Raw genomic sequence first — 19,180 nt, 5'->3', positions numbered from 1 at the left:
GTCGGCGCGGAGGCCGTCGGCGCGGCGGCGGACGAGCGCGTTCTCCGGCCGGAGCTCCGTGCCGCCCGGGGAGGCGCAGCGACACGCACCTCCTCACCGGCGTCTCGCGCGGACTCGCGAGGGCTCCCGGCGGCCGCCGCCGGGGAGGATGTCAAACTGGACAGCATGGCTTACGACGATCTTCGATCCCTCCTCCGGGCTCTGGAGCGCGAGGGCGAGCTCAAGCGCATCAAGGCCGAGGTCGACCCCTACCTGGAGGTCGGTGAGATCGTCGACCGGGTGAACAAGGCCGGCGGGCCCGCGCTGCTCTTCGAGAACGTCAAGGGGTCCTCGATGCCCCTGGCCATGAACGTCTTCGGCACCGACAAGCGGCTGCTCAAGGCGCTCGGGCTGAAGTCCTACGGCGAGATCAGCGACAAGATCGGCGGGCTGCTCAGGCCCGAGCTGCCGCACGGGTTCGTCGGGGTCCGGGAGGCCTTCGGGAAGCTCGGGTCGATGGTGCACGTGCCGCCGAAGAAGGTGAAGAGCGAGAACGCGCCCGTCCAGGAGGTCGTCCTCACCGGCGACGACGTGGACCTGGACCTGCTGCCCGCGCTGTTCACCTGGCCCAAGGACGGCGGCTCCTTCTTCAACCTGGGGCTCACCCACACCAAGCACCCCGAGACCGGCATCCGCAACCTCGGGCTCTACCGGCTCCAGCGCCACGACCGGCGCACCATCGGGATGCACTGGCAGATCCACAAGGACAGCCGCAACCACTACCAGGTCGCCGCCCGGCGCGGGGAGCGGCTGCCCGTCGCCATCGCGTTCGGCGCGCCGCCCGCCGTCACGTACGCCTCCACCGCACCGCTGCCCGAGGACATCGACGAGTACCTGTTCGCCGGGTTCCTCCAGGGCAAGCGGATCGAGATGGTCGACTGCAAGACCGTGCCGCTCCAGGTCCCGGCCCACGCCGAGGTCGTCATCGAGGGGTGGCTGGAGCCCGGCAAGACGCTCCCCGAGGGGCCGTTCGGCGACCACACCGGCTTCTACACCCCGCAGGAACCCTTCCCCGCGCTGACCATCGACTGCGTGACCATGCGCAAGCGGCCGCTGCTCCAGTCGATCGTGGTGGGGCGGCCGCCGACCGAGGACGGGCCGCTGGGCCGGGCCACCGAGCGGTTCTTCCTGCCGCTGCTGAAGATCATCGTGCCGGACATCGTGGACTACCACCTGCCGGAGTCCGGTGGCTTCCACAACTGCGCGATCGTCTCGATCGACAAGAAGTACCCGAAGCACGCGCAGAAGGTGATGAGCGCGATCTGGGGCGCGCACATGATGTCGCTGACGAAGCTGATCGTCGTCGTGGACTCCGACTGCGACGTCCACGACCTGCACGAGGTGGCGTGGCGGGCGCTCGGCAACACGGACTACGCGCGCGACCTGACCGTCACCGAGGGCCCCGTCGACCACCTCGACCACGCCTCGTACCAGCAGTTCTGGGGCGGCAAGGCGGGCATCGACGCGACGAGGAAGTGGCCCGAGGAGGGCTACACGCGGGACGGGGGCTGGCCGGACATGGTCGAGTCGGACCCGGAGACGGCGGCGCTGGTCGACCGCCGGTGGAAGGAATACGGACTGTGAGCGCTGCCGAAGCGACCCTGGGACCGGGGCCCGCCCGACCGAACAGCAGGGTGAAGGCGTTCCTGCGGCTCGTGATGATCGAGCACTCGGTCTTCGCGCTGCCCTTCGCCTACATCGCCGCCCTGACCGCGATGTTCCAGGACGGCGGGTCGGTCCAGTGGGTCACCCTGCTCCTCGTCACCGTCGCGATGGTCGGGCTGCGGACGTTCGCGATGGCCGCGAACCGGATCATCGACCGCGAGATCGACGCCCGCAACCCGCGCACCGCCGGCCGTGAGCTGGTGACCGGTGCGGTGTCGGTGAAGTCGGCGTGGACGGGGGCGCTCGTCGCCGTCGTCGTGTTCCTCGGGGCCGCGGCCCTGCTGAACCCGCTCTGTCTGGCGCTGGCGCCGGTCGCGGTGGTCCCGATGGTGGTCTACCCGTACGGCAAGCGGTTCACGAACTTCCCGCACGCGATCCTGGGGCTCGCCCAGGCCATGGGCCCGGTCGGGGCCTGGCTGGCGGTGACCGGCAGCTGGTCGGGGGACGCGGTGATCCTCGGGCTCGCCGTCGGCATCTGGATCGGCGGCTTCGACCTGATCTTCGCCTGCCAGGACGTGCAGGCCGACCGGGCGCACGGGGTGCTGTCCTTCCCGGCGCGCTTCGGTATCCCGGCCGCGCTGTGGGGCGCGCGGGTGTGCCACGTGGTGACGACGGGCCTGCTGGTCTGGTTCGGCCTCGCCACGGACGCGCAGGCGTTCTACTGGATCGGCATGGTCATCGTCGCGGTCGCCTTCGTGTACGAGCACCGCGTGGTGCGGCCGCACGACCTGTCCCGGCTGAACCGGGCGTTCTTCTCGGTCAACGGCTTCATCGGGATCGCGCTGTTCGTGTGCGCGCTGCTGGACCTGGTGGTGCGCGGGCTCACCGTGTGAGCGGTGCCGGATAGGCTCGGGGGTGTGGATTCCCGGTCTTCAGTGAGTCAGCAGCAGCGGATGCCTTGGATTGTCGGGGTTTCCGGCGCTTCGGGCACCCCTTTCGCCGCCTCGGTGCTGCGTGGGCTGCTGGCGGCGGGGGAGAGCGTCGACCTGGTCGTGAGCCGGGCCTCGCGGCTGACGCTGCTCGACGAGACGGGGCTCGCCTACCGCGACGCGCACTGGCGCGAGGACCTGGCGGCCTGGCTGGCGCGGGGGGCGGACGGCAAGCCGGACACCTTCGACGTGGACGTGTCGGGCGTACGCCATTGGGCGGCCGGTGATCTGGCCGCGGGGCCGTCCTCGGGGTCGTACCCGGCGAAGGGGATGCTGATCGTCCCGGCGTCGACGGCGTGCGTGGCGGGGGTGGCGCTCGGGCTGTCGAAGGACCTGTTGCAGCGGGCCGCGAGCGTGACGCTCAAGGAGCGGCGGAAGCTGGTGGTCGCGGTGCGCGAGACGCCGTTGAGCGGGGCCACGCTGAAGCAGCTGGTGGCCCTGGACGACGCGGGCGCGGTCGTGCTGCCCGCCTCGCCGGGGTTCTACGCGGGCGCGACGCACATCCAGGATCTGGTGGACTTCGTCGCGGGGCGGGTGCTGGACGCGGCGGGGGTGCCGCACCGGTTGTACCGCCGCTGGGAGGGGAAGCTCGGTGGGGGCTCCGGGGGCTGACCCGGTCGGGGTCAGCGCTTCCCGGGCGCGCGCCGGGGCCGCGGGCGCGGTCGACCCAGAGGGGGAGGGGTATGGATTCGCAAGATTGAATGCCTGTTTTCCTTGTTTTCTACACGTAGACTTGCGGTACTGCTGAACAATGGAAGGTTTCAGTCATATGGACGCGGTGGACAGGCAGCTCATCCAGGCCCTCCGGGAGAACGGCAGGGCCTCGTACGCCGAGCTCGGGCGGCTCGTCGGGCTCTCCGGGCCCAGCGTCACCGACCGCATCAACCGGCTGGAGTCCGCCGGTGTCATCACCGGGTACCGCGCCACCGTCAACGCGGCCTCGCTCGGCCTCGGGGTCACCGCGCTGATCGGCATCTCGCTCTCCGACGCCGCCGACCACGAGGACGTGGCGCGCCGGCTGAAGGACCTCGCGGAGATCGAGGACGCCTGGTTCATCGCGGGCGACGACTCCTACATGCTCAAGGTGCGCGTCGGTGACGTGGACGGCCTGGAGAAGACCATCCGCCGGCTCAGCGGCACCAAGGGCGTCTCGCGCACCCGTACCACCATCGTGCTCTCCACCAAGTGGGAGAACCGGGTCGGAGACCTTCCCGAGGAGCAGTAGGCGTACGGTGGCTGGGTTCGGTACGGCGAGGAATTGCGAGGAGCACTGGTGGACGCGGGACTCAAGCGCGAGCTGGAGCAGAAGGTCGGGGCCGGCGAGCGGCTGACCCGCGAGGACGGGATCGCGCTCTACGAGTCCGACGACCTGGCGTGGCTCGGCGGGCTGGCCCATGAGGTGCGTACGCGCAAGAACGGCGACGTCGTCCACTTCAACGTCAACCGGCACCTCAACATGACCAACGTGTGCACCGCCTCGTGCGCGTACTGCTCCTTCCAGCGCAAGCCGGGGGAGAAGGACGCGTACACGATGCGCATCGAGGAGGCGGTGAAGCTCGCCAAGGCGATGGAGGGCGAGAACCTCACCGAGCTGCACATCGTCAACGGGCTGCACCCCTCCCTGCCGTGGCGCTACTACCCCCGCTCGCTGAGCGCGCTGAAGGAAGCGCTGCCGCAGGTCTCCCTGAAGGCGTTCACGGCCACCGAGATCCACCACTTCGAGACCATCTCGGGGATGTCCGCCTCGGACATCCTCGACGAGCTGATCGAGGCCGGCCTGGAGTCGCTGACCGGCGGCGGCGCGGAGATCTTCGACTGGGAGGTCCGCCAGCACATCGTGGACCACCGGACGCACTGGGAGGACTGGTCGCGCATCCACCGGCTCGCCCACGAGAAGGGGCTCAAGACGCCGGCGACGATGCTCTACGGGCACATCGAGGAGCCCCGGCACCGCGTCGACCACGTGCTGCGGCTGCGCGAGCTCCAGGACGAGACCGGCGGTTTCCAGGTCTTCATCCCGCTGCGCTACCAGCACGACTTCGTGGACATGAAGGACGGCAAGGTCCGCAACAAGCTCCAGGCGCGGACCACGATGGCGACCGGTGCCGAGGCGCTGAAGACCTTCGCCGTCTCCCGGCTGCTGTTCGACAACGTGCCGCACGTCAAGGTGTTCTGGGTGATGCACGGCGTGCAGACCGCGCAGCTCGCCCTCCAGCACGGTGCGGACGACATGGACGGCTCGGTCGTCGAGTACAAGATCACGCATGACGCGGACAACTACGGCACGCCGAACAAGCTGACCCGCGAGGACCTGCTCGACCTGATCCGCGACGCCGGTTTCCGGCCGGTGGAGCGCAACACGCGGTACAAGATCATCCGCGAGTACCCGGGACCGGACGCGGAGCGGCGCGAGTCGCCGCAGCCGATGCGGGTCTGACCCGGCGCGCGCCGCGCGCGCGACGCTGTACGTACGAAAGCTCCGGCCACCGTCCCCGGCCGGAGCTTTCTCGCGTTCCGGACACGGGTTGAGCCGACGGGGTGTAATGGTTAACATGCGCATATGAGTCTTACATTTGAGGTGGATCCGGCGTTCGACCGCGCCGTGCGCGACGGCGTCGTCGCGCTCTGGGCCGATGTCTCCAACGCGGGCGGGGCGGTGGGCTTCGTACCGCCGGTGTCGGAGGAGGACGTCCGGCCCGAGCTGCTCAAGCAGCAGCTCGCCCTCGCCGAGGGCCGCACCCGGCTGGTCGTCGGCTACGACGAGGACGGCCGGGTCGCCGCCACCGCCTTCCTGACGCACAACACGCACCGGCTGATGAGGCACTGGCTGTGGGCGTACACCGTGATGGTCCACCCCCGCCACCAGGGCCGCGGTTACGGCCGCGAGCTGATGGCGGCGGTCGCGGACACGGCCCGGGCGACCGAGGGCATCGAGGCCGTCCGGCTCACCTGCCGGGGCGGCACGGGCGCCGACCGCTTCTACGCCGCGTGCGGATACAAGGAGGTCGGGCGGGTGCCGGGGGCGATCCGGGTGGCCGAGGGCGACGACCGGGACGACGTCATCATGCTGCTGCCGCTGGGCTGAGCGCGCCCGGGCGCGGCCCGGCGAATCGATCGATTGCGGGGCATGCTTCACTGGTCGGGCAGGACTGTCGTACGTAGAGAGAAGGCCAGCTGTGTCCGCTGCCAAGCCGAGCGCAACGATCCGGTACACCGCGATGCGTCTCAGCATCTTCGTCGGCTGCTTCGTCGTCGCCGCCATCGCCGTCAACTTCGGAGTGGTGCCGTCCGGGATCGGGGGATCCAACGTCGTCTGGGTGATCCTGCTCGCCCTGGTGCTGTCCGCGCCGCTCAGCTTCGTCCTGCTGCGCAAGCAGCGCGACGAGATGTCCCGGCAGCTCGTGTCCTCGGTCGACCGCGCCAAGGCCCGCCTGGAGGCCAACCGCACGCGCGAGGACGGCGCGACCTCGTAAGGGGAACGTAAGCTTCCTCACACCCCTCGCCCTTTATCACCGAACCCCAGCACGGGAGCGTCCGCTCCTGTGCTGGGGTTTTCCGTGTCTCCAGGCGGAGTTGGGGATTCCGGGGCGGTCGCGGGAGGGTGCGGGGCGCTCCTCCGTACCAAAGAAGACCTTTGAGGCCCCCAAAGTTCAAGTGTTAACGTGTTCGACATGAAGACTGATGTGCGCCTCCGATCTGCCACGAGCATCCCGCTCGTGGAGCGCCTTCACGTCGATCTCTGCCGCTGTATGTCCGCGGTCTGTTGCCGCAACGTCTGATACCGACCGGCACCATGCAGCGGCGCCGCCCCCTGACGCGGGCGCCGCACCCCCGTCCCCCGCACGTCGTCCCCGTGCGTCCCGATGCGTCACATCTGGAGTGTGTCCGTGTCCGCGAACCCCGCGTCCACCGCCGAGAAGCCCGCGGGCTCCGGCTTCCGCATACCCAAGGTCCCGTTCTGGGCCCAGATCGTCGCCGGTCTGGTCCTCGGCGTCCTGCTCGGCTGGCTCACCCGCAGCCAGGACATCGGCTGGCTCTACACCACGCTCGACAAGGTCGGCCACATCTTCGTCCAGCTGCTGAAGCTGGCCGTCGCGCCCCTCGTCTTCTTCGCGATCCTGGTGTCGATCACCAACCTGCGCAAGGTCAACAACGCCGCCCGGCTGGCCGGGCGCACCGTGCTCTGGTTCATGATCACCTCGCTGATCGCCGTCGCCATCGGCCTCGCGATCGGCCTGGTCACCAACCCGGGCTCCGGCACCGGCCTCACCCCGAAGGACGGCAAGCTCCCCGAGCACGCCGGCTCCTGGCTCGACTTCCTGACCGGCATCATCCCGGAGAACGTGATCACGCCGTTCACCGAGCTGAACGTCCTGCAGATCGTCTTCATGGCCGCCGTCGCCGGCATCGCCGCCCTGCAGCTCGGTGAGAAGGCGCAGCCGATCCTCACCCTCAGCGAAGCCGTCCTGGAGCTCCTCCAGAAGGCCCTGTGGTGGGTCATCCGCCTCGCCCCGCTCGGCACCGTCGGCCTCATCGGCTACGCGATCGCCGACTACGGCTGGGACCTGATCGGCAAGTACGCGACGTTCACCGCCGACGTCTACATCGGCTGCGCCCTGGTGCTGTTCGGCGTCTACCCGCTGCTGCTCGCCACCGTCGCCAAGGTCAGCCCGCTCCAGTTCTTCAAGGGCGCCTGGCCCGCGATCCAGCTCGCGTTCGTCTCGCGCTCCTCGGTCGGCACCATGCCGGTCACCCAGAAGGTCACCGAGCGCCTCGGCGTCCCGAAGGAGTACGCCTCCTTCGCCGTCCCGTTCGGCGCCACCACCAAGATGGACGGCTGCGCCGCGATCTACCCGGCGCTCGCCGCGATCTTCATCGCGCAGATCTTCGACGTGCAGCTGGGCGTCGGTGACTACATCCTGATCGCGTTCGTCTCGGTCATCGGTTCGGCGGCCACCGCCGGTCTGACCGGCGCCACGGTCATGCTGACGCTGACCCTGTCGACCCTGGGCCTCCCGCTGGAGGGCGTCGGCCTGCTGATGGCCATCGACCCGATCCTGGACATGATGAGGACCGCCACGAACGTCGCGGGCCAGGCGCTCGTCCCGGTGATCGTCGCGGCCCGCGAGAAGATCCTGGACCACGACGCGTACAACTCGGCCTCGGCCTCCCCGGTCGACGAGGAGGTGCGGGACACCGAGCCGCAGCGCGTCCCGGTGGCCGCCTGACCGTCCGTGCCACATCGCCCGAGGGCCCTTTCTCCCGCGCGGAGGAGGGGCCCTCGGGCGTGCGGGCGGCGCCGTACGAAGGGTGGGGGCGCGCCCCGTACCCTTACCAGGGAGTAGGGGCTTTCCCCTGGATCGTGCCGGAGCCCGCGAGCCCGGCCTGATCCAAAGGAAAGGCCCCTGGTGCTGCGGGGGAGGGAGGGAGTCGACGTGGGTGCTGTGCGGAACAAGCGGATGCCGCGGGCGGTGCGGGAGCAGCAGATGATGGACGCCGCGGTGCGGACGTTCGGGCAGCGGGGGTACCGGGCCGCCTCCATGGACGAGATCGCCGAGCTGGCCGGGGTGTCCAAGCCGCTGGTGTACCTGTACCTGAATTCCAAGGACGAGCTCTTCACCGCGTGCATCCGGCGCGAGGCGCAGGCGCTGCTGGCCGCCGTGCAGGCGGGGGTCGAGCCGGGGCTGCCGGCCGACCGGCAGCTCTGGGACGGACTGCGGGCGTTCTTCACGCACACCGCGGAGAACCCGGACGGCTGGGCGGTGCTGTACCGGCAGGCGCGGACGCACGGGGAGCCGTTCGCCACCGAGGTCCACGTGATGCGCGAGGAGATCGTCGCGTTCGTCACCGGGCTGATCGGCGCCGCCGCCCGCGAGGCGCACCACGACCCGGCGCTCCCGGACCGGGACGTGGCGGGCCTCGCGCAGGCCCTGGTGGGCGCGGCCGAGGCGCTGGCCGGCTGGGCCAACGAGACCCCGGGCGTCTCGGCCCGGGAGGCGGCGGCGACGCTGATGAACTTCTCCTGGGCGGGTCTGGAGAACCTGATGAACGGCCGGCCGTGGCAGGCGCCTAGCTCGTAGTCCCGGTGAGGTGGACCCGTGCCCCGTCGCCGCCGCCGCGCAGCTGGAACGCCGTGCCGTCGGAGGCGTACGTGACGGTGCCGGGCAGCAGGACGGGCGCCCGGAAGTCGGCCCGTACGGTACGGAGCAGGGCCGGCTCGGGGGTTTCGGCCAGGCAGCGGGCGACGGTCCACATGCCGTGCGCGATGGCCCGGGGGAAGCCGAACAGCCGCGCGGTGAGCGGGTGGAGGTGGATCGGGTTGCGGTCGCCGGAGGTCGCCGCGTACCGCCGCCCGAGGTTGCCGGGCAGCCGCCACTCGGCGACGGCGGGGAGCTCGGGGACGGGGGTCCGGGGCTCCGGCGCGGTCTCGTTCCGTGTCGCGTGCCGGGACAGATAGCCGCTGCGGGACTCCCACACCGGCTCGCCCGCTACACGCGCCTCGGTCACCACCGTGACCTCGGTGCCGCGCCGATGCGGGCTCAACTCCTTTGCGTACACCGCGAGTTCGAGCAGGTCCTCCGGCTGGAGGGGGCGGTGCGCGGTGATCTCGATCCAGGTGTGGACGAGGCCGGTGACCGGGAGGGGGAAGTCGCGGCGGGTCATCAGCCGCATCGCCAGGGGGAACGCCAGGACATGCGGGTACGTGACCGGCAGGGGCCCGGTCGCCGGGAAGCCGCAGATCGTGCGGTACGCGGCGAGCGGGCCGGGCGCGGCGGGGGCGGCCGGCCGGCGGACGCGGTCGGCGGGGAGGGCGGCGTCCGGTCGTCCGGCCCGCTTGAAGGGGGAGGTGACGGCGCCCCGGGCCAGCGAGAGGGTCAGGCTCGGCACGGGCTCACGCTCCCAGCAGGCTCTGGCCGCAGACCCGCACGATCTGGCCGTTGACGGCCGTGGACGCGGGCTGGGCGAACCAGGCGGTGGTCTCGGCGACGTCGACCGGGAGGCCGCCCTGGGAGAGGGAGTTCATCCGGCGGCCCGCCTCGCGGATGAGGAGCGGGACGGCGGCGGTCATCTTCGTCTCGATGAAGCCGGGGGCGACCGCGTTGACCGTGACGCCGTGGTCGGCGGCGGCGCGCGGGGCGAGCGAGCGGACCAGGCCGATGATCCCGGCCTTGGAGGCCGCGTAGTTGGTCTGGCCGTGGTTGCCGGCGATGCCCGCGATGGAGGCGGTGGCGACGATCCGGCCGCCCCGGTTGAGCGTGCCGGCCTTCAGCAGGGCGTCGGTGGTGCGCAGGACGCTGTCGAGGTTGACGTCGATGACCGGGGCCCAGCGCTCGGCGGGCATGTTGGCGAGCCGCCGGTCGCGAGTGATGCCGGCGTTGTGGACGAGGACGTCGAGACCGTCGGGCGCGGCGGCGGCGATGCGTGCGGCGGCGTCCCCGGCGGTGATGTCGAGGGGGAGCGCGGTGGCGCCGAGGCGGTCGGCGGTGCGGACCAGGTCCTCCCGGGCCAAGGGCACGTCGAGGCAGACGACGTGGGCGCCGTCGCGGGCCAGGACCGAGGCGACGGCGGCCCCGATGCCGCGGGCGGCGCCGGTGACCAGGGCGGTGCGGCCGGCGAGCGGGGCGGCCCAGTCGGCGACTTCGTCCGGGGCGGCGTCGGTCACCTCGATGACCTGGCCGCTGACGTAGGCGGACCGGGGCGAGAGCAGGAAGCGCAGGGTGGACTCGGCGGAGGCGACGGCCGCGGGGGCGACGCGGACCAGCTGGACGGTGGCGCCCCTGCCGATCTCCTTGCCGAGCGAGCGCGTGAAGCCCTCCAGGGCCTGCTGGGCGGCGGCCTGGTGGTGGTCCTCCGGTGAGGGCCGCACCCCGAGGACGACGACCCGGCCGCCGGGGGCGAGCGAGCGGACGGCCGGGTGGAGGGCGGCGTGCACCGCGCCGAGCCCGGCGGCGGTGTCCACGGCCGTCGCGTCGAGCACGAGCGCGGCGGGCCGCTCCGCGCGGGCGGCGACCTCCAGGCCGGTGGCGGTGAGGACCGCGGCGAGTTCCTCGGTGACGGCGGACTTTCCGGCGGTGAGGTGGAGGACCGGGCCGGTGAGCGCCGGCGTCTCCAGGGTCCAGCGGCGCAGCCGGGCGGGCTGCGGGAGACCGAGCTTCCGGGTGAGGAACCTGCCGGGTGCCGTGCCGGTCAGGTGCAGATAGCGGTCGGCCATTGTCCAGACTCCCTGCTCGGTCGTAGATTTACTCTGGAGTAAGGTTACTCAAGAGTCAGGAGCTGGTCGAGATGAGTTGGTCGAGTTGATCCCCCTCGCACTCCCGCGGCCCCGCCGGGTCGCGGTCGTCGGCGGCAGCCGCATCCCGTTCGCCCGCTCCGACGGGCCCTACGCGCAGGCCTCCAACCAGCAGTTGCTGACCGCCGCGCTGGACGGTCTGGTCGACCGGTTCGGGCTCCAGGGGCAGCGCGTCGGCGAGTTCGCCGCGGGCGCGGTCCTCAAGCACAGCCGCGACTTCAACCTGGCCCGCGAGACGGTGCTCGGCTCGCGGCTCGACCCGCGCACCCCCGCGTACGACGTCCAGCAGGCCTGCGGCACCGGCCTCCAGGCGGTGATCGCCGCCGCGAACAAGATCATGCTCGGGGCCGTCGACTCGGCGATCGCGGGCGGCGCGGACACCGCGAGCGACGCCCCGCTCGGCGTCAACGACGAACTGCGCAGGCTGCTGCTGTCCGTCCGGCGCGCGAAGTCGGCGGGCGCCCGCGCGAAGGCCCTGACGGGGGTACGGCCCCGGCACCTCGTCCCGGACATCCCGCGCAACGCCGAACCCCGCACCGGCCTCTCGATGGGCGAGCACGCGGCGCTCACCGCCCGGCGGTGGGACATCGGCCGCGCCGAGCAGGACCTCCTCGCCGCCACCAGCCACCAGCGGCTCGCCGCCGCGTACGAACGGGGCTTCCTGGACGACCTCGTCGTCCCGTACCTGGGCCTGGAGCGTGACCAGAACCTGCGCCCCGGCTCCACGGTGGAGAAACTCGCCGCGCTGAAGCCGGTGTTCGGCACGGACCACCCGGACGCGACGATGACCGCGGGCAACTCGACGCCGCTCACGGACGGCGCCGCGACCGTGCTCCTGGCGAGCGAGGAGTGGGCCGAGCGGCACGGCCTGGAACCGCAGGCGTACCTCTCGCTGTACGAGACGGCCGCGGTGGACCACGTGAACGGCGAGGACGGGCTGCTGATGGCGCCCGCGTACGCCGTGCCCCGGCTGCTGGAGCGGGCCGGCCTGGGCATCGAGGACTTCGACCTGGTCGAGATCCATGAGGCGTTCGCCTCCCAGGTGCTGGCCACGCTGGCCGCCTGGGAGAAGCAGGGGCTCGCGCCCGTCGACCGGGACAAGCTCAACGTGGCGGGGTCCTCCCTCGCCACCGGCCACCCCTTCGCCGCGACGGGCGCCCGCATCGTCGCCACCCTCGCCGGGCTCCTCGCGGAACGGGACGCCCCGGGCCGGGGCCTGATCTCGGTCTGCGCGGCGGGCGGCCAGGGGGTGACGGCGATCCTCGAACGCGTGTGAGCCGGGCGGCGCGCGGTGCGGTGGGACCGCGCCACGCGCCGCCGTACGACAGCAGTGAACCGCCCGACCCCCATGCCGAGGAGCCGCACGTGTCCACGCCATCCGCCTCTTCCCCCGTCCCCGCCCTGGTCGAGCCGACGCTGCTGCGGGGAGCCGACGGCACCGTCCGGCAGGCCTCCGTACCGGCGTTCGCGCCGCCCGTCCGGCGCGGCTCGCTCGCGGAGATCCCGTTCGACAACGCCCGCGAGGCCCCCGCCGAGGCCGTCCTCAGCCGCAAGCAGCCGGACGGCGGCTGGCGGGACGTGACGGCGGCCGAGTTCGCCGCCGAGGTGCTGGCCGTCGCCAAGGGGCTGATCGCGGAGGGCCTGCGCGGCGGCGACCGGATCGCGATCATGGCCCGTACGACCTACGAGTGGACGCTGCTCGACTTCGCTGCCTGGGCGGCGGGCCTGGTCACCGTGCCGGTCTACCCCACCTCCTCCGCCTTCCAGGCCCGCTGGATCCTCCAGGACTCCGGGGCCGTGGCCTGCGCGGTCGAGACGGCCGAGCAGGGCCGGATCATCAGCCAGGAACGCAAGCAGCTCGCCGGCCTCCTCCACCTCTGGCAGTTCGACACGGGCGCCATCGGCCGGCTGAAGAAGCTCGGCCAGGACCTCCCGGACGACGTCGTCGCCGAGCGCCGCGCCACCCTGGAGCCCCAGACCCCGGCCACCCTGATCTACACCTCGGGCACCACGGGCCGCCCGAAGGGGTGCGTGCTGACCCACGGCAACTTCTTCGCCGAGGTCGACAACGCCATCGAGCTGCTGCACCCGGTGTTCAAGTCGGTGAGCGAGTACCCCGCGTCCACGCTGCTGTTCCTGCCGCTGTCGCACGTCTTCGGCCGGATGGTCGCCATCGGCTGCCTGCGCGCCCGGGTCCGTCTCGGCCACGCGCCGTCGATCAGCACCGAGGACCTGCTCGCGGACCTGGCTGGTTTCAAGCCGTCGTTCCTGCTGGCGATCCCGTACGTCCTGGAGAAGGTCTACAACACGGGCCGGGCCACCGCCGAGAGGATGGGCCGCGCCTCCTCCTTCGACCGGGCCGCCCGGATCGCCGAGCGCTACGGCCGGGCCGTCGAGGCCGCCGAACACGGCACGGGTCCCGGCCCCGGCCTCGGGCTGCGCGCCGCCCGGGCCCTGTACGACCCGCTGGTCTACCGCCGCATCCGGGCCGCGCTCGGCGGCCACGTCCGGTACGCGATCTGCGGCGGCTCCCCGCTGGGCCGCCGGCTCGCCGCGTTCTACGCGGGCGCCGGCATCGAGATCTTCGAGGGCTACGGGCTGACCGAGACCACCGCCGCCGCCACGGTCACCCCGCCGCTCAAGCCCCGGCTGGGCACGGTCGGCTGGCCGATGCCCGGCACCGCCGTACGCATAGCCGACGACGGGGAGGTGCTGCTCAGCGGCGGGCAGGTGTTCCCCGGCTACTGGGACGCCGGGCGCGGCGCCGCCGCGCCCGTGCTCGACGGTGGCTGGTTCGCCACCGGGGACCTGGGCGCGCTCGACGAGGACGGCTACCTCACGATCACCGGCCGCAAGAAGGACATCATCATCACCTCGGGCGGCAAGAACGTCACCCCGGCCCCGCTGGAGGACTGGCTGCGCGCCCATCCGCTGGTCAGCCAGTGCATGGTGGTCGGCGACAACCGCTCGTTCGTCACCGCCCTGATCACGCTGGAGGCGGACGGGCTCGCCCACTGGTGCCGGATGCGCAAGAAGCAGGACGTCCCGATGGGCGAACTCGTCGACGACGAGGAGCTGCGCACGACGCTCCAGCGCGCGGTCGACGAGGCCAACCGGCTGGTCTCCCGGGCCGAGTCGATCCGCAAGTTCACCGTGCTGCCGGTGGACTTCACCGAGGAGGGCGGCCACCTCACGCCGTCGCTGAAGCTGAAGCGGGACGCGATCGCGCGGGACTTCGCGGAGGAGATCGAGGCGCTGTACCGGAAGTGAGCTGCGTGCGAGGCCTCCTGAGTGCGCGTCAGTCCGAGCCGTTCTCCTCCTCGCGCGCCGGCGCCGGCTTGGTGTGCAGGATGTCCCGGGCCTGCTCGGCCGCCCGCTCCATGGACTCGGAGACGAAGTCCAGGTAGCGGGCCATGTTCTCCAGGCGGGTGCCCGCCGCGGTGTCCGCGCCCAGGACGGGGACGCCCTCTCGCGCGGTCGCGGCGACCTGGGCCGTCGAGCGGGCGCTCGCCATCATCGACTGGTGCATGATGTCGTCGTCGATGACATACCGCTCGCGGCGCCCCTCGCGCTGCCGGCGGACCATGCTCTGGGTCTCCAGGAACGCGACCGCCTTGGACACGGAGGCCGGGCTGACCTTCAGGTGCGCGGAGAGCTCTCCGGCGGTGAGACTGCCGGTGTCGCTGATGCACAGGGCGGCGAGCACCCTCGACATCATCAGGGGCGCGCCCGAGGCCAGGAGCACGGTCGTGAGCGCCTCCTCGTACGCGCCCACCTCGTCGGCGTCCCGTCCGTGGGGCTGCGGCGCGGGGCGCGTGTCGCGGGACGCGGCCTTCGTGCGGCGGTGGGCGCGGTGCTCGGTGGAGCGGTGGGCGGCGTCGGCGCGGTAGTCGGCGGGGCCGCCGTTGCGCGTGACCTCGCGGGTGATGGTCGAGGTGGGGCGGTCCAGCTGCCGGGCGATCTCGGCGTAGGCCAGTCCGTCCGCCAGGCCCCGGGCGATCTGGCGGCGTTCCTGCTGGGTGAGCCTGCCTCCCGGCATCGCGGTCCCTCCTTCGTGGCGCGGGTGCGGCCGTGTGGCGGCCGGTGCGCCGACTATAGCGTTCGCTGACAACTCATTGCAACGAACGGCGTCATCGTCGTTGCGTTATGCGCGAGACCATTGCACCAACTTCGCTGTTTTGACGTGCGGTTACTGGCCTTTGGGACATCAAGTGCGTTGCCTGATCTGTGAATGCAACGTAGCGTTTCTCTCATCGGAAAGAGCGAGTCGCCCGGACTCGCCTCCCGCAGAAGGAGCGCGTCATGCCGAAGTTCGACACCCCCGCCGCCATCACCGCCCGCGTGGACATCCCCGCCGGCCGCATCCTGTTCATCGCCGCCGACCGCGCGGACACCGCGGTCGAGGTCCTGCCCGCCGACGCCGCCAAGGGCCGCGACGTGAAGGCCGCCGAGCGGACCGAAGTCGCCTACGCCGACGGCGTCCTGGACATCCGGGGCCCGAAGGGGAACCGGCTCCTCGGCGACTTCGGCTCGGTCGAGGTCACCGTCCAGCTGCCCGCCGGCTCCCACGTCGACGCGAAGGCCGGCGGCGCCGAGCTCCGGGGCGTCGGACGCCTCGGGGACGTCGTCTTCGAGGGCGGCTACCGCTCCGTCAAGGTGGACGAGGCCGCGAGCGCCCGGATCGCCGCGCACGACGGCGACGTCATCGTCCGCCGCCTCACCGGGCCCGGCGAGCTCAGCACCCAGCGCGGGAACGTGACCGTCGACGAGGCCGCCCGCGGCGAGCTCACCCTCACCACCCAGCTCGGCGACATCACGGTCGGCGCGGCGCGCGGCGTCTCGGCCGCGCTCGACGCGGGCACCGTCCTCGGCCGCATCGACAACGCGCTGAAGAACGACGGCGCGCCCGCCCTGACCATCAGGGCGACCACCACCAAGGGCGACATCACCGCCCGCAGCCTCTGACCACCCCCCCCTCACCCCGAAGGAGCCCTTCCCATGACGAACCCGGCCATCGCGGCGACCGGACTGCGCAAGGCGTACGGCGACAAGACCGTGCTCGACGGCATCGACCTCAGCATTCCGGCCGGAACGGTGTTCGCGCTGCTCGGCCCGAACGGCGCCGGCAAGACGACCGCCGTCAAGATCCTCTCCACACTCGTCCCACCCGGCGAAGGGTCCGGCGCGATCAGCGTCGGCGGCCACGACCTGGCCACCGACGCGCAGGCGGTACGCGCCGCCATCGGCGTCACCGGCCAGTTCTCCGCCGTGGACGGGCTGATCACCGGCGAGGAGAACCTGCTCCTGATGGCGGACCTGCACCACCTGCCCAAGGCCGAGGGGCGGCGGGTCACCGCGGAGCTCCTGGAGCGCTTCGACCTCACGGACGCGGCGAAGAAGCCCGCCTCCACCTACTCCGGCGGCATGAAGCGCCGCCTCGACATCGCGATGACCCTCGTCGGGAACCCGCGCATCATCTTCCTGGACGAGCCGACCACCGGCCTCGACCCGCGCAGCCGGCACGGCATGTGGCAGATGATCCGCGGCCTGGTCGGCGACGGCGTGACCGTCTTCCTCACCACCCAGTACCTCGAAGAGGCCGACGAACTCGCCGACCGCATCGCCGTCCTGCACAACGGGAAGCTGGTGGCCGAGGGCAGCGCCGAAGAGCTGAAGCGGATCGTCCCCGGCGGGCACGTCCGGCTGCGCTTCACCGACCCGGCGGCCTACCGCGAGGCGGCCGCCGCGCTCGGCGGCGACACCACCCGCGACGACGAGGCGCTGGCCCTCCAGCTCCCCAGCGACGGCACCCAGCGCGATCTGCGCACCGTCCTGGACCGGCTGGACGCCGCCGGGATCGAGGCGGACGAGCTCACCGTGCACACCCCCGACCTCGACGACGTCTTCTTCGCCCTGACCGACGCCGAAGCCGCCATCCCCGCCCAGACCAAGGAGACCGTCCGATGAGCACCCTCTCCCTCGCCGCCCGCGACTCGGCCACCATGCTCCGCCGCAACCTCCTGCACGCCCGGCGCTACCCCTCGCTCACCCTCAACCTGCTGCTCACCCCGGTGATGCTGCTCCTGCTGTTCGTCTACATCTTCGGCGACACCATGAGCGGCGGCGCGGGCCGCGACGCGTACATCGCGTACATCGTTCCCGGCATCCTGCTCATGACGATCGGCTCGACCACCGTCGGCACCGCGGTGTCGGTCTCCATGGACATGAGCGAGGGCATCATCGCCCGCTTCCGCACCATGGCCATCCACCGGGGCTCGATCCTCTTCGGCCATGTCGTGGGCAGTGTCCTGCGGACGCTGATGAGCGTGGTCTTCGTCGGCGCGGTCGGGGTGGCGATGGGCTTCCGCTCCACCGACGCGACGGTCCTGGAATGGCTCGCCGCCCTCGGTCTGCTCGCGCTGTTCACTCTGGCCTTCACCTGGATCGCCGTGGGCATGGGTCTGGGCAGCCCCAACGCGGAGGCCGCCAGCAACAACGCCACCCCGCTGATCCTGCTGCCCCTGATCTCCAGCGCGTTCGTTCCGCTGGACTCGATGCCCGGCTGGTTCCAGCCGATCGCCGAGTACCAGCCCTTCACCCCCGCGATCGAGACCCTGCGCGGACTGCTGCTCGGTACGGAGATCGGCAACAGCGGCTGGCTCGCGCTCGGCTGGTGCGTGGGCCTCGCGGTCCTCGGCTACTTCTGGTCCAGGGCCCAGTTCGACCGGGAGCCGAAGTAGGGGATATGGCCGGCGGGCCCCTGCCGGTGCGGCCCCCGGGGCGGCGCACACCGACACCATGTCGGCCGTGCGCCGCCCCTTGCACGTGCCGGAACGGCATTTATCTCGGAATCAAGCATCTTGACGTCAAGAGATAATCCCGGCAGGCTACCGCGAGTCGGTAGGTCTCTTGATGTCGAGATACGTGGGGGTACGAGGTGGGGAGCGTCCGAGGAGGACACGAACAGGCGGGCCTGTTCGCACAATTGCGCAACCCGCCGGGCGGCAGGGACGCCCGGATCATGCTGCGCGCCCTGGCCGTCGACCGCACCGGCACCGGCCTGTGGGCGGCCTCCTCGGTCCTCTACCTCACCTTCGTCACCCACCTCAGCGCCCAGCAGATCGGCGTCCTGCTCGGCACGGCGGGCGTCGCCGGCATCGCGGGCTCACCCCTCGCCGGACGCCTCGCGGGCCGCTTCCCGGTGCGCCCGCTGCTCATCGGCTGCCACCTGCTGCGCCTCGTCACGCTCACGCTGGTGCTGCTCTGTACGCGCTTCGAGGCGCTGCTCGTCGTGGTCGCCGTGACCTACCTGGGGGACCGGGCGGCCAAGACCCTGGAGATGCTGTTCGCCACCCGCGCCGCGGGCGAACGCCGCGCCGCCTACCAGGCGTTGTCCCGCAGCGCCGCCAACGCGGGCTACGGACTGGGCGCGGGCCTCGCCGCGATCGGCCTGGCGGCGGGCACGACGGACGCGTACCGCGCGCTGATCCTCGGCAACGCGCTCTCCTTCCTGATCGCCGCCGCGCTGGTGTGGCGTACGGGGGAGCCGGGCGGGGTGGCGAAGGCGGCGCGGTCCGAGGTTTGCCGACCGAGCGCCAAGGGCCCCTGGCGGGACCGGGGTTACCTCCGCTTCGTGCTCCTCGACATCCCCATGAACCTGGACGACTCGGTGCTGGGCGTCGGCCTGCCCCTCTGGCTCGTCACCCGCACCTCCGCCCCGCACGCCCTCGTCCCGGCCTTCCTGGTCATCAACACCGCGCTGGTCGTCCTGCTCCAACTCGCCGTCTCCCGAAGGGCGGAGGGCCCCGGCAAGGCGGTGCGGGCGGTGGCGGTGTACGGCGGGCTGCTGTTCGCCTGCTGCGCCCTGCTGGCCGCGTCCACCGGCTGCGGCCCCTGGGCGGCGGCGGTGGTCCTGCTCGGGGCGGCGGTCCTGGTCACGATGGCGGAGCTGATGCGCTCGGTCAGCTCCTGGGAACTGGCCGTCCTGCTGGCCCCGCCGGACGAGCGGGCCGCCTACCTGGGGGTGGCCGGCATGTCCCAGTCCATCCAGAAGTCGGCGGGTCCGCCGCTGCTGACGGGCGTGGTCATGGCAACGGGGCCGGCGGGCTGGCTGGCGCTGGGCGTGGCGGTGGCGGGACTGGCGGTGTGGCAACGGCGGTGCTGTGAGCAGCGGTTGGGTGCGATGGAGGCGCCCGAGGCGGTGGCCGCGGCGGGCTGACCGCAGGCGGGGCCCCCGTCGCGGGCCCCTCCGGAGAAG

Annotated in this window: 18 protein-coding genes; 15 read left to right on the top strand and 3 right to left on the bottom strand. The window is 71.9% G+C overall.

Features of this window, described 5'->3' with window-relative positions:
* The first annotated feature begins 165 nt into the window (after positions 1 to 165).
* From ABZ564_RS25535 to ABZ564_RS25495, 9 genes are all read left to right on the top strand, one after another.
* Positions 166 to 1,623 (top strand): menaquinone biosynthesis decarboxylase, encoded by a 1,458-nt coding sequence (locus ABZ564_RS25535; RefSeq protein WP_360860849.1) that lies wholly within the window; start codon positions 166 to 168, stop codon positions 1,621 to 1,623.
* Positions 1,620 to 2,537, top strand: coding sequence for a menaquinone biosynthesis prenyltransferase MqnP (mqnP, locus tag ABZ564_RS25530; protein ID WP_360860847.1), 918 nt, complete (start codon positions 1,620 to 1,622; stop codon positions 2,535 to 2,537). The genes ABZ564_RS25535 and mqnP overlap by 4 nt, the downstream gene beginning before the upstream one ends.
* Positions 2,538 to 2,579: 42 nt before the next feature.
* On the top strand, positions 2,580 to 3,245 hold the full coding sequence (locus ABZ564_RS25525) for a UbiX family flavin prenyltransferase (protein ID WP_360860845.1): 666 nt from the start codon (positions 2,580 to 2,582) through the stop codon (positions 3,243 to 3,245).
* A gap of 157 nt (positions 3,246 to 3,402) precedes the next feature.
* Entirely contained in the window at positions 3,403 to 3,858 is a 456-nt protein-coding gene (locus tag ABZ564_RS25520) for an Lrp/AsnC family transcriptional regulator (RefSeq protein ID WP_360860843.1), read from the top strand.
* A gap of 48 nt (positions 3,859 to 3,906) precedes the next feature.
* Positions 3,907 to 5,070, top strand: coding sequence for an aminofutalosine synthase MqnE (gene mqnE / locus ABZ564_RS25515; RefSeq protein ID WP_360860841.1), 1,164 nt, complete (start codon positions 3,907 to 3,909; stop codon positions 5,068 to 5,070).
* 123 nt (positions 5,071 to 5,193) lie between these two features.
* Positions 5,194 to 5,718, top strand: a complete 525-nt coding sequence (locus ABZ564_RS25510) for a GNAT family N-acetyltransferase (protein WP_360860839.1) — start codon at positions 5,194 to 5,196, stop codon at positions 5,716 to 5,718.
* Between the two features lie 133 nt (positions 5,719 to 5,851).
* Positions 5,852 to 6,106 (top strand): DUF4229 domain-containing protein, encoded by a 255-nt coding sequence (locus ABZ564_RS25505; protein ID WP_360860837.1) that lies wholly within the window; start codon positions 5,852 to 5,854, stop codon positions 6,104 to 6,106.
* A 414-nt stretch (positions 6,107 to 6,520) separates the two neighbouring features.
* Positions 6,521 to 7,861 (top strand): dicarboxylate/amino acid:cation symporter, encoded by a 1,341-nt coding sequence (locus tag ABZ564_RS25500; protein ID WP_360860835.1) that lies wholly within the window; start codon positions 6,521 to 6,523, stop codon positions 7,859 to 7,861.
* A 231-nt stretch (positions 7,862 to 8,092) separates the two neighbouring features.
* Positions 8,093 to 8,713, top strand: a complete 621-nt coding sequence (locus ABZ564_RS25495) for a TetR/AcrR family transcriptional regulator (protein ID WP_360860869.1) — start codon at positions 8,093 to 8,095, stop codon at positions 8,711 to 8,713.
* On the opposite strand, the gene ABZ564_RS25490 is transcribed toward ABZ564_RS25495, so the two are convergent.
* Positions 8,703 to 9,521, bottom strand: a complete 819-nt coding sequence (locus ABZ564_RS25490) for a MaoC/PaaZ C-terminal domain-containing protein (protein WP_360860833.1) — start codon at positions 9,519 to 9,521, stop codon at positions 8,703 to 8,705. The two genes, ABZ564_RS25495 and ABZ564_RS25490, sit on opposite strands and share 11 nt — an antisense overlap.
* A 4-nt stretch (positions 9,522 to 9,525) precedes the next feature.
* On the bottom strand, positions 9,526 to 10,845 hold the full coding sequence (locus tag ABZ564_RS25485; RefSeq protein ID WP_360860831.1) for a 3-oxoacyl-ACP reductase: 1,320 nt from the start codon (positions 10,843 to 10,845) through the stop codon (positions 9,526 to 9,528).
* Positions 10,846 to 10,921: 76 nt separating this feature from the next.
* On the opposite strand from ABZ564_RS25485, the gene ABZ564_RS25480 reads away from it, so the two are divergent.
* Entirely contained in the window at positions 10,922 to 12,199 is a 1,278-nt protein-coding gene (locus tag ABZ564_RS25480) for an acetyl-CoA C-acetyltransferase (RefSeq protein ID WP_360860829.1), read from the top strand.
* An 89-nt stretch (positions 12,200 to 12,288) separates the two neighbouring features.
* Positions 12,289 to 14,193: an AMP-dependent synthetase/ligase gene (locus ABZ564_RS25475; protein WP_360860827.1), complete on the top strand. Its 1,905-nt coding sequence runs from the start codon at positions 12,289 to 12,291 to the stop codon at positions 14,191 to 14,193.
* Between the two features lie 28 nt (positions 14,194 to 14,221).
* Here ABZ564_RS25475 and ABZ564_RS25470 read toward each other — a convergent pair whose 3' ends face one another.
* Entirely contained in the window at positions 14,222 to 14,962 is a 741-nt protein-coding gene (locus ABZ564_RS25470) for a helix-turn-helix domain-containing protein (protein ID WP_360860825.1), read from the bottom strand.
* A gap of 263 nt (positions 14,963 to 15,225) precedes the next feature.
* Between ABZ564_RS25470 and ABZ564_RS25465 the strand changes: the two genes are divergently transcribed.
* From ABZ564_RS25465 to ABZ564_RS25450, 4 genes are all read left to right on the top strand, one after another.
* On the top strand, positions 15,226 to 15,888 hold the full coding sequence (locus ABZ564_RS25465; protein WP_360860823.1) for a DUF4097 family beta strand repeat-containing protein: 663 nt from the start codon (positions 15,226 to 15,228) through the stop codon (positions 15,886 to 15,888).
* A 33-nt stretch (positions 15,889 to 15,921) separates the two neighbouring features.
* The gene (locus tag ABZ564_RS25460; RefSeq protein WP_360860821.1) at positions 15,922 to 16,890 is read left to right on the top strand and encodes an ATP-binding cassette domain-containing protein; all 969 of its coding nucleotides are present in this window, start codon (positions 15,922 to 15,924) and stop codon (positions 16,888 to 16,890) included.
* Positions 16,887 to 17,663, top strand: coding sequence for an ABC transporter permease (locus tag ABZ564_RS25455; RefSeq protein WP_360860819.1), 777 nt, complete (start codon positions 16,887 to 16,889; stop codon positions 17,661 to 17,663). Before ABZ564_RS25460 ends, ABZ564_RS25455 begins: the two co-directional genes overlap by 4 nt.
* Positions 17,664 to 17,944: 281 nt before the next feature.
* Positions 17,945 to 19,141, top strand: coding sequence for an MFS transporter (locus tag ABZ564_RS25450; protein WP_360860817.1), 1,197 nt, complete (start codon positions 17,945 to 17,947; stop codon positions 19,139 to 19,141).
* The last annotated feature ends 39 nt before the right edge of the window (positions 19,142 to 19,180 follow it).

It is taken from the genome of Streptomyces sp. NPDC019224, assembly GCF_040632605.1.
In the GTDB taxonomy this organism is placed as follows: Bacteria; Actinomycetota; Actinomycetes; order Streptomycetales; family Streptomycetaceae; genus Streptomyces.
Note: the sequence above shows the minus strand (reverse complement) of the source record. Positions and strands in the feature narration are given on the sequence as shown.

What these genes read in the sequence shown, in the direction of transcription:
- ABZ564_RS25535 (WP_360860849.1), top strand. Translation starts at nt 166, where the DNA reads ATGGCTTACGACGATCTTCGATCCCTCCTCCGGGCTCTGGAGCGCGAG.
- ABZ564_RS25520 (WP_360860843.1), top strand. Translation starts at nt 3,403, where the DNA reads ATGGACGCGGTGGACAGGCAGCTCATCCAGGCCCTCCGGGAGAACGGC.
- ABZ564_RS25510 (WP_360860839.1), top strand. Translation starts at nt 5,194, where the DNA reads ATGAGTCTTACATTTGAGGTGGATCCGGCGTTCGACCGCGCCGTGCGC.
- ABZ564_RS25505 (WP_360860837.1), top strand. Translation starts at nt 5,852, where the DNA reads ATGCGTCTCAGCATCTTCGTCGGCTGCTTCGTCGTCGCCGCCATCGCC.
- ABZ564_RS25495 (WP_360860869.1), top strand. Translation starts at nt 8,093, where the DNA reads ATGCCGCGGGCGGTGCGGGAGCAGCAGATGATGGACGCCGCGGTGCGG.
- ABZ564_RS25485 (WP_360860831.1), bottom strand. Translation starts at nt 10,845, where the DNA reads ATGGCCGACCGCTATCTGCACCTGACCGGCACGGCACCCGGCAGGTTC.
- ABZ564_RS25470 (WP_360860825.1), bottom strand. Translation starts at nt 14,962, where the DNA reads ATGCCGGGAGGCAGGCTCACCCAGCAGGAACGCCGCCAGATCGCCCGG.
- ABZ564_RS25465 (WP_360860823.1), top strand. Translation starts at nt 15,226, where the DNA reads ATGCCGAAGTTCGACACCCCCGCCGCCATCACCGCCCGCGTGGACATC.
- ABZ564_RS25460 (WP_360860821.1), top strand. Translation starts at nt 15,922, where the DNA reads ATGACGAACCCGGCCATCGCGGCGACCGGACTGCGCAAGGCGTACGGC.
- ABZ564_RS25455 (WP_360860819.1), top strand. Translation starts at nt 16,887, where the DNA reads ATGAGCACCCTCTCCCTCGCCGCCCGCGACTCGGCCACCATGCTCCGC.
- ABZ564_RS25450 (WP_360860817.1), top strand. Translation starts at nt 17,945, where the DNA reads ATGCTGCGCGCCCTGGCCGTCGACCGCACCGGCACCGGCCTGTGGGCG.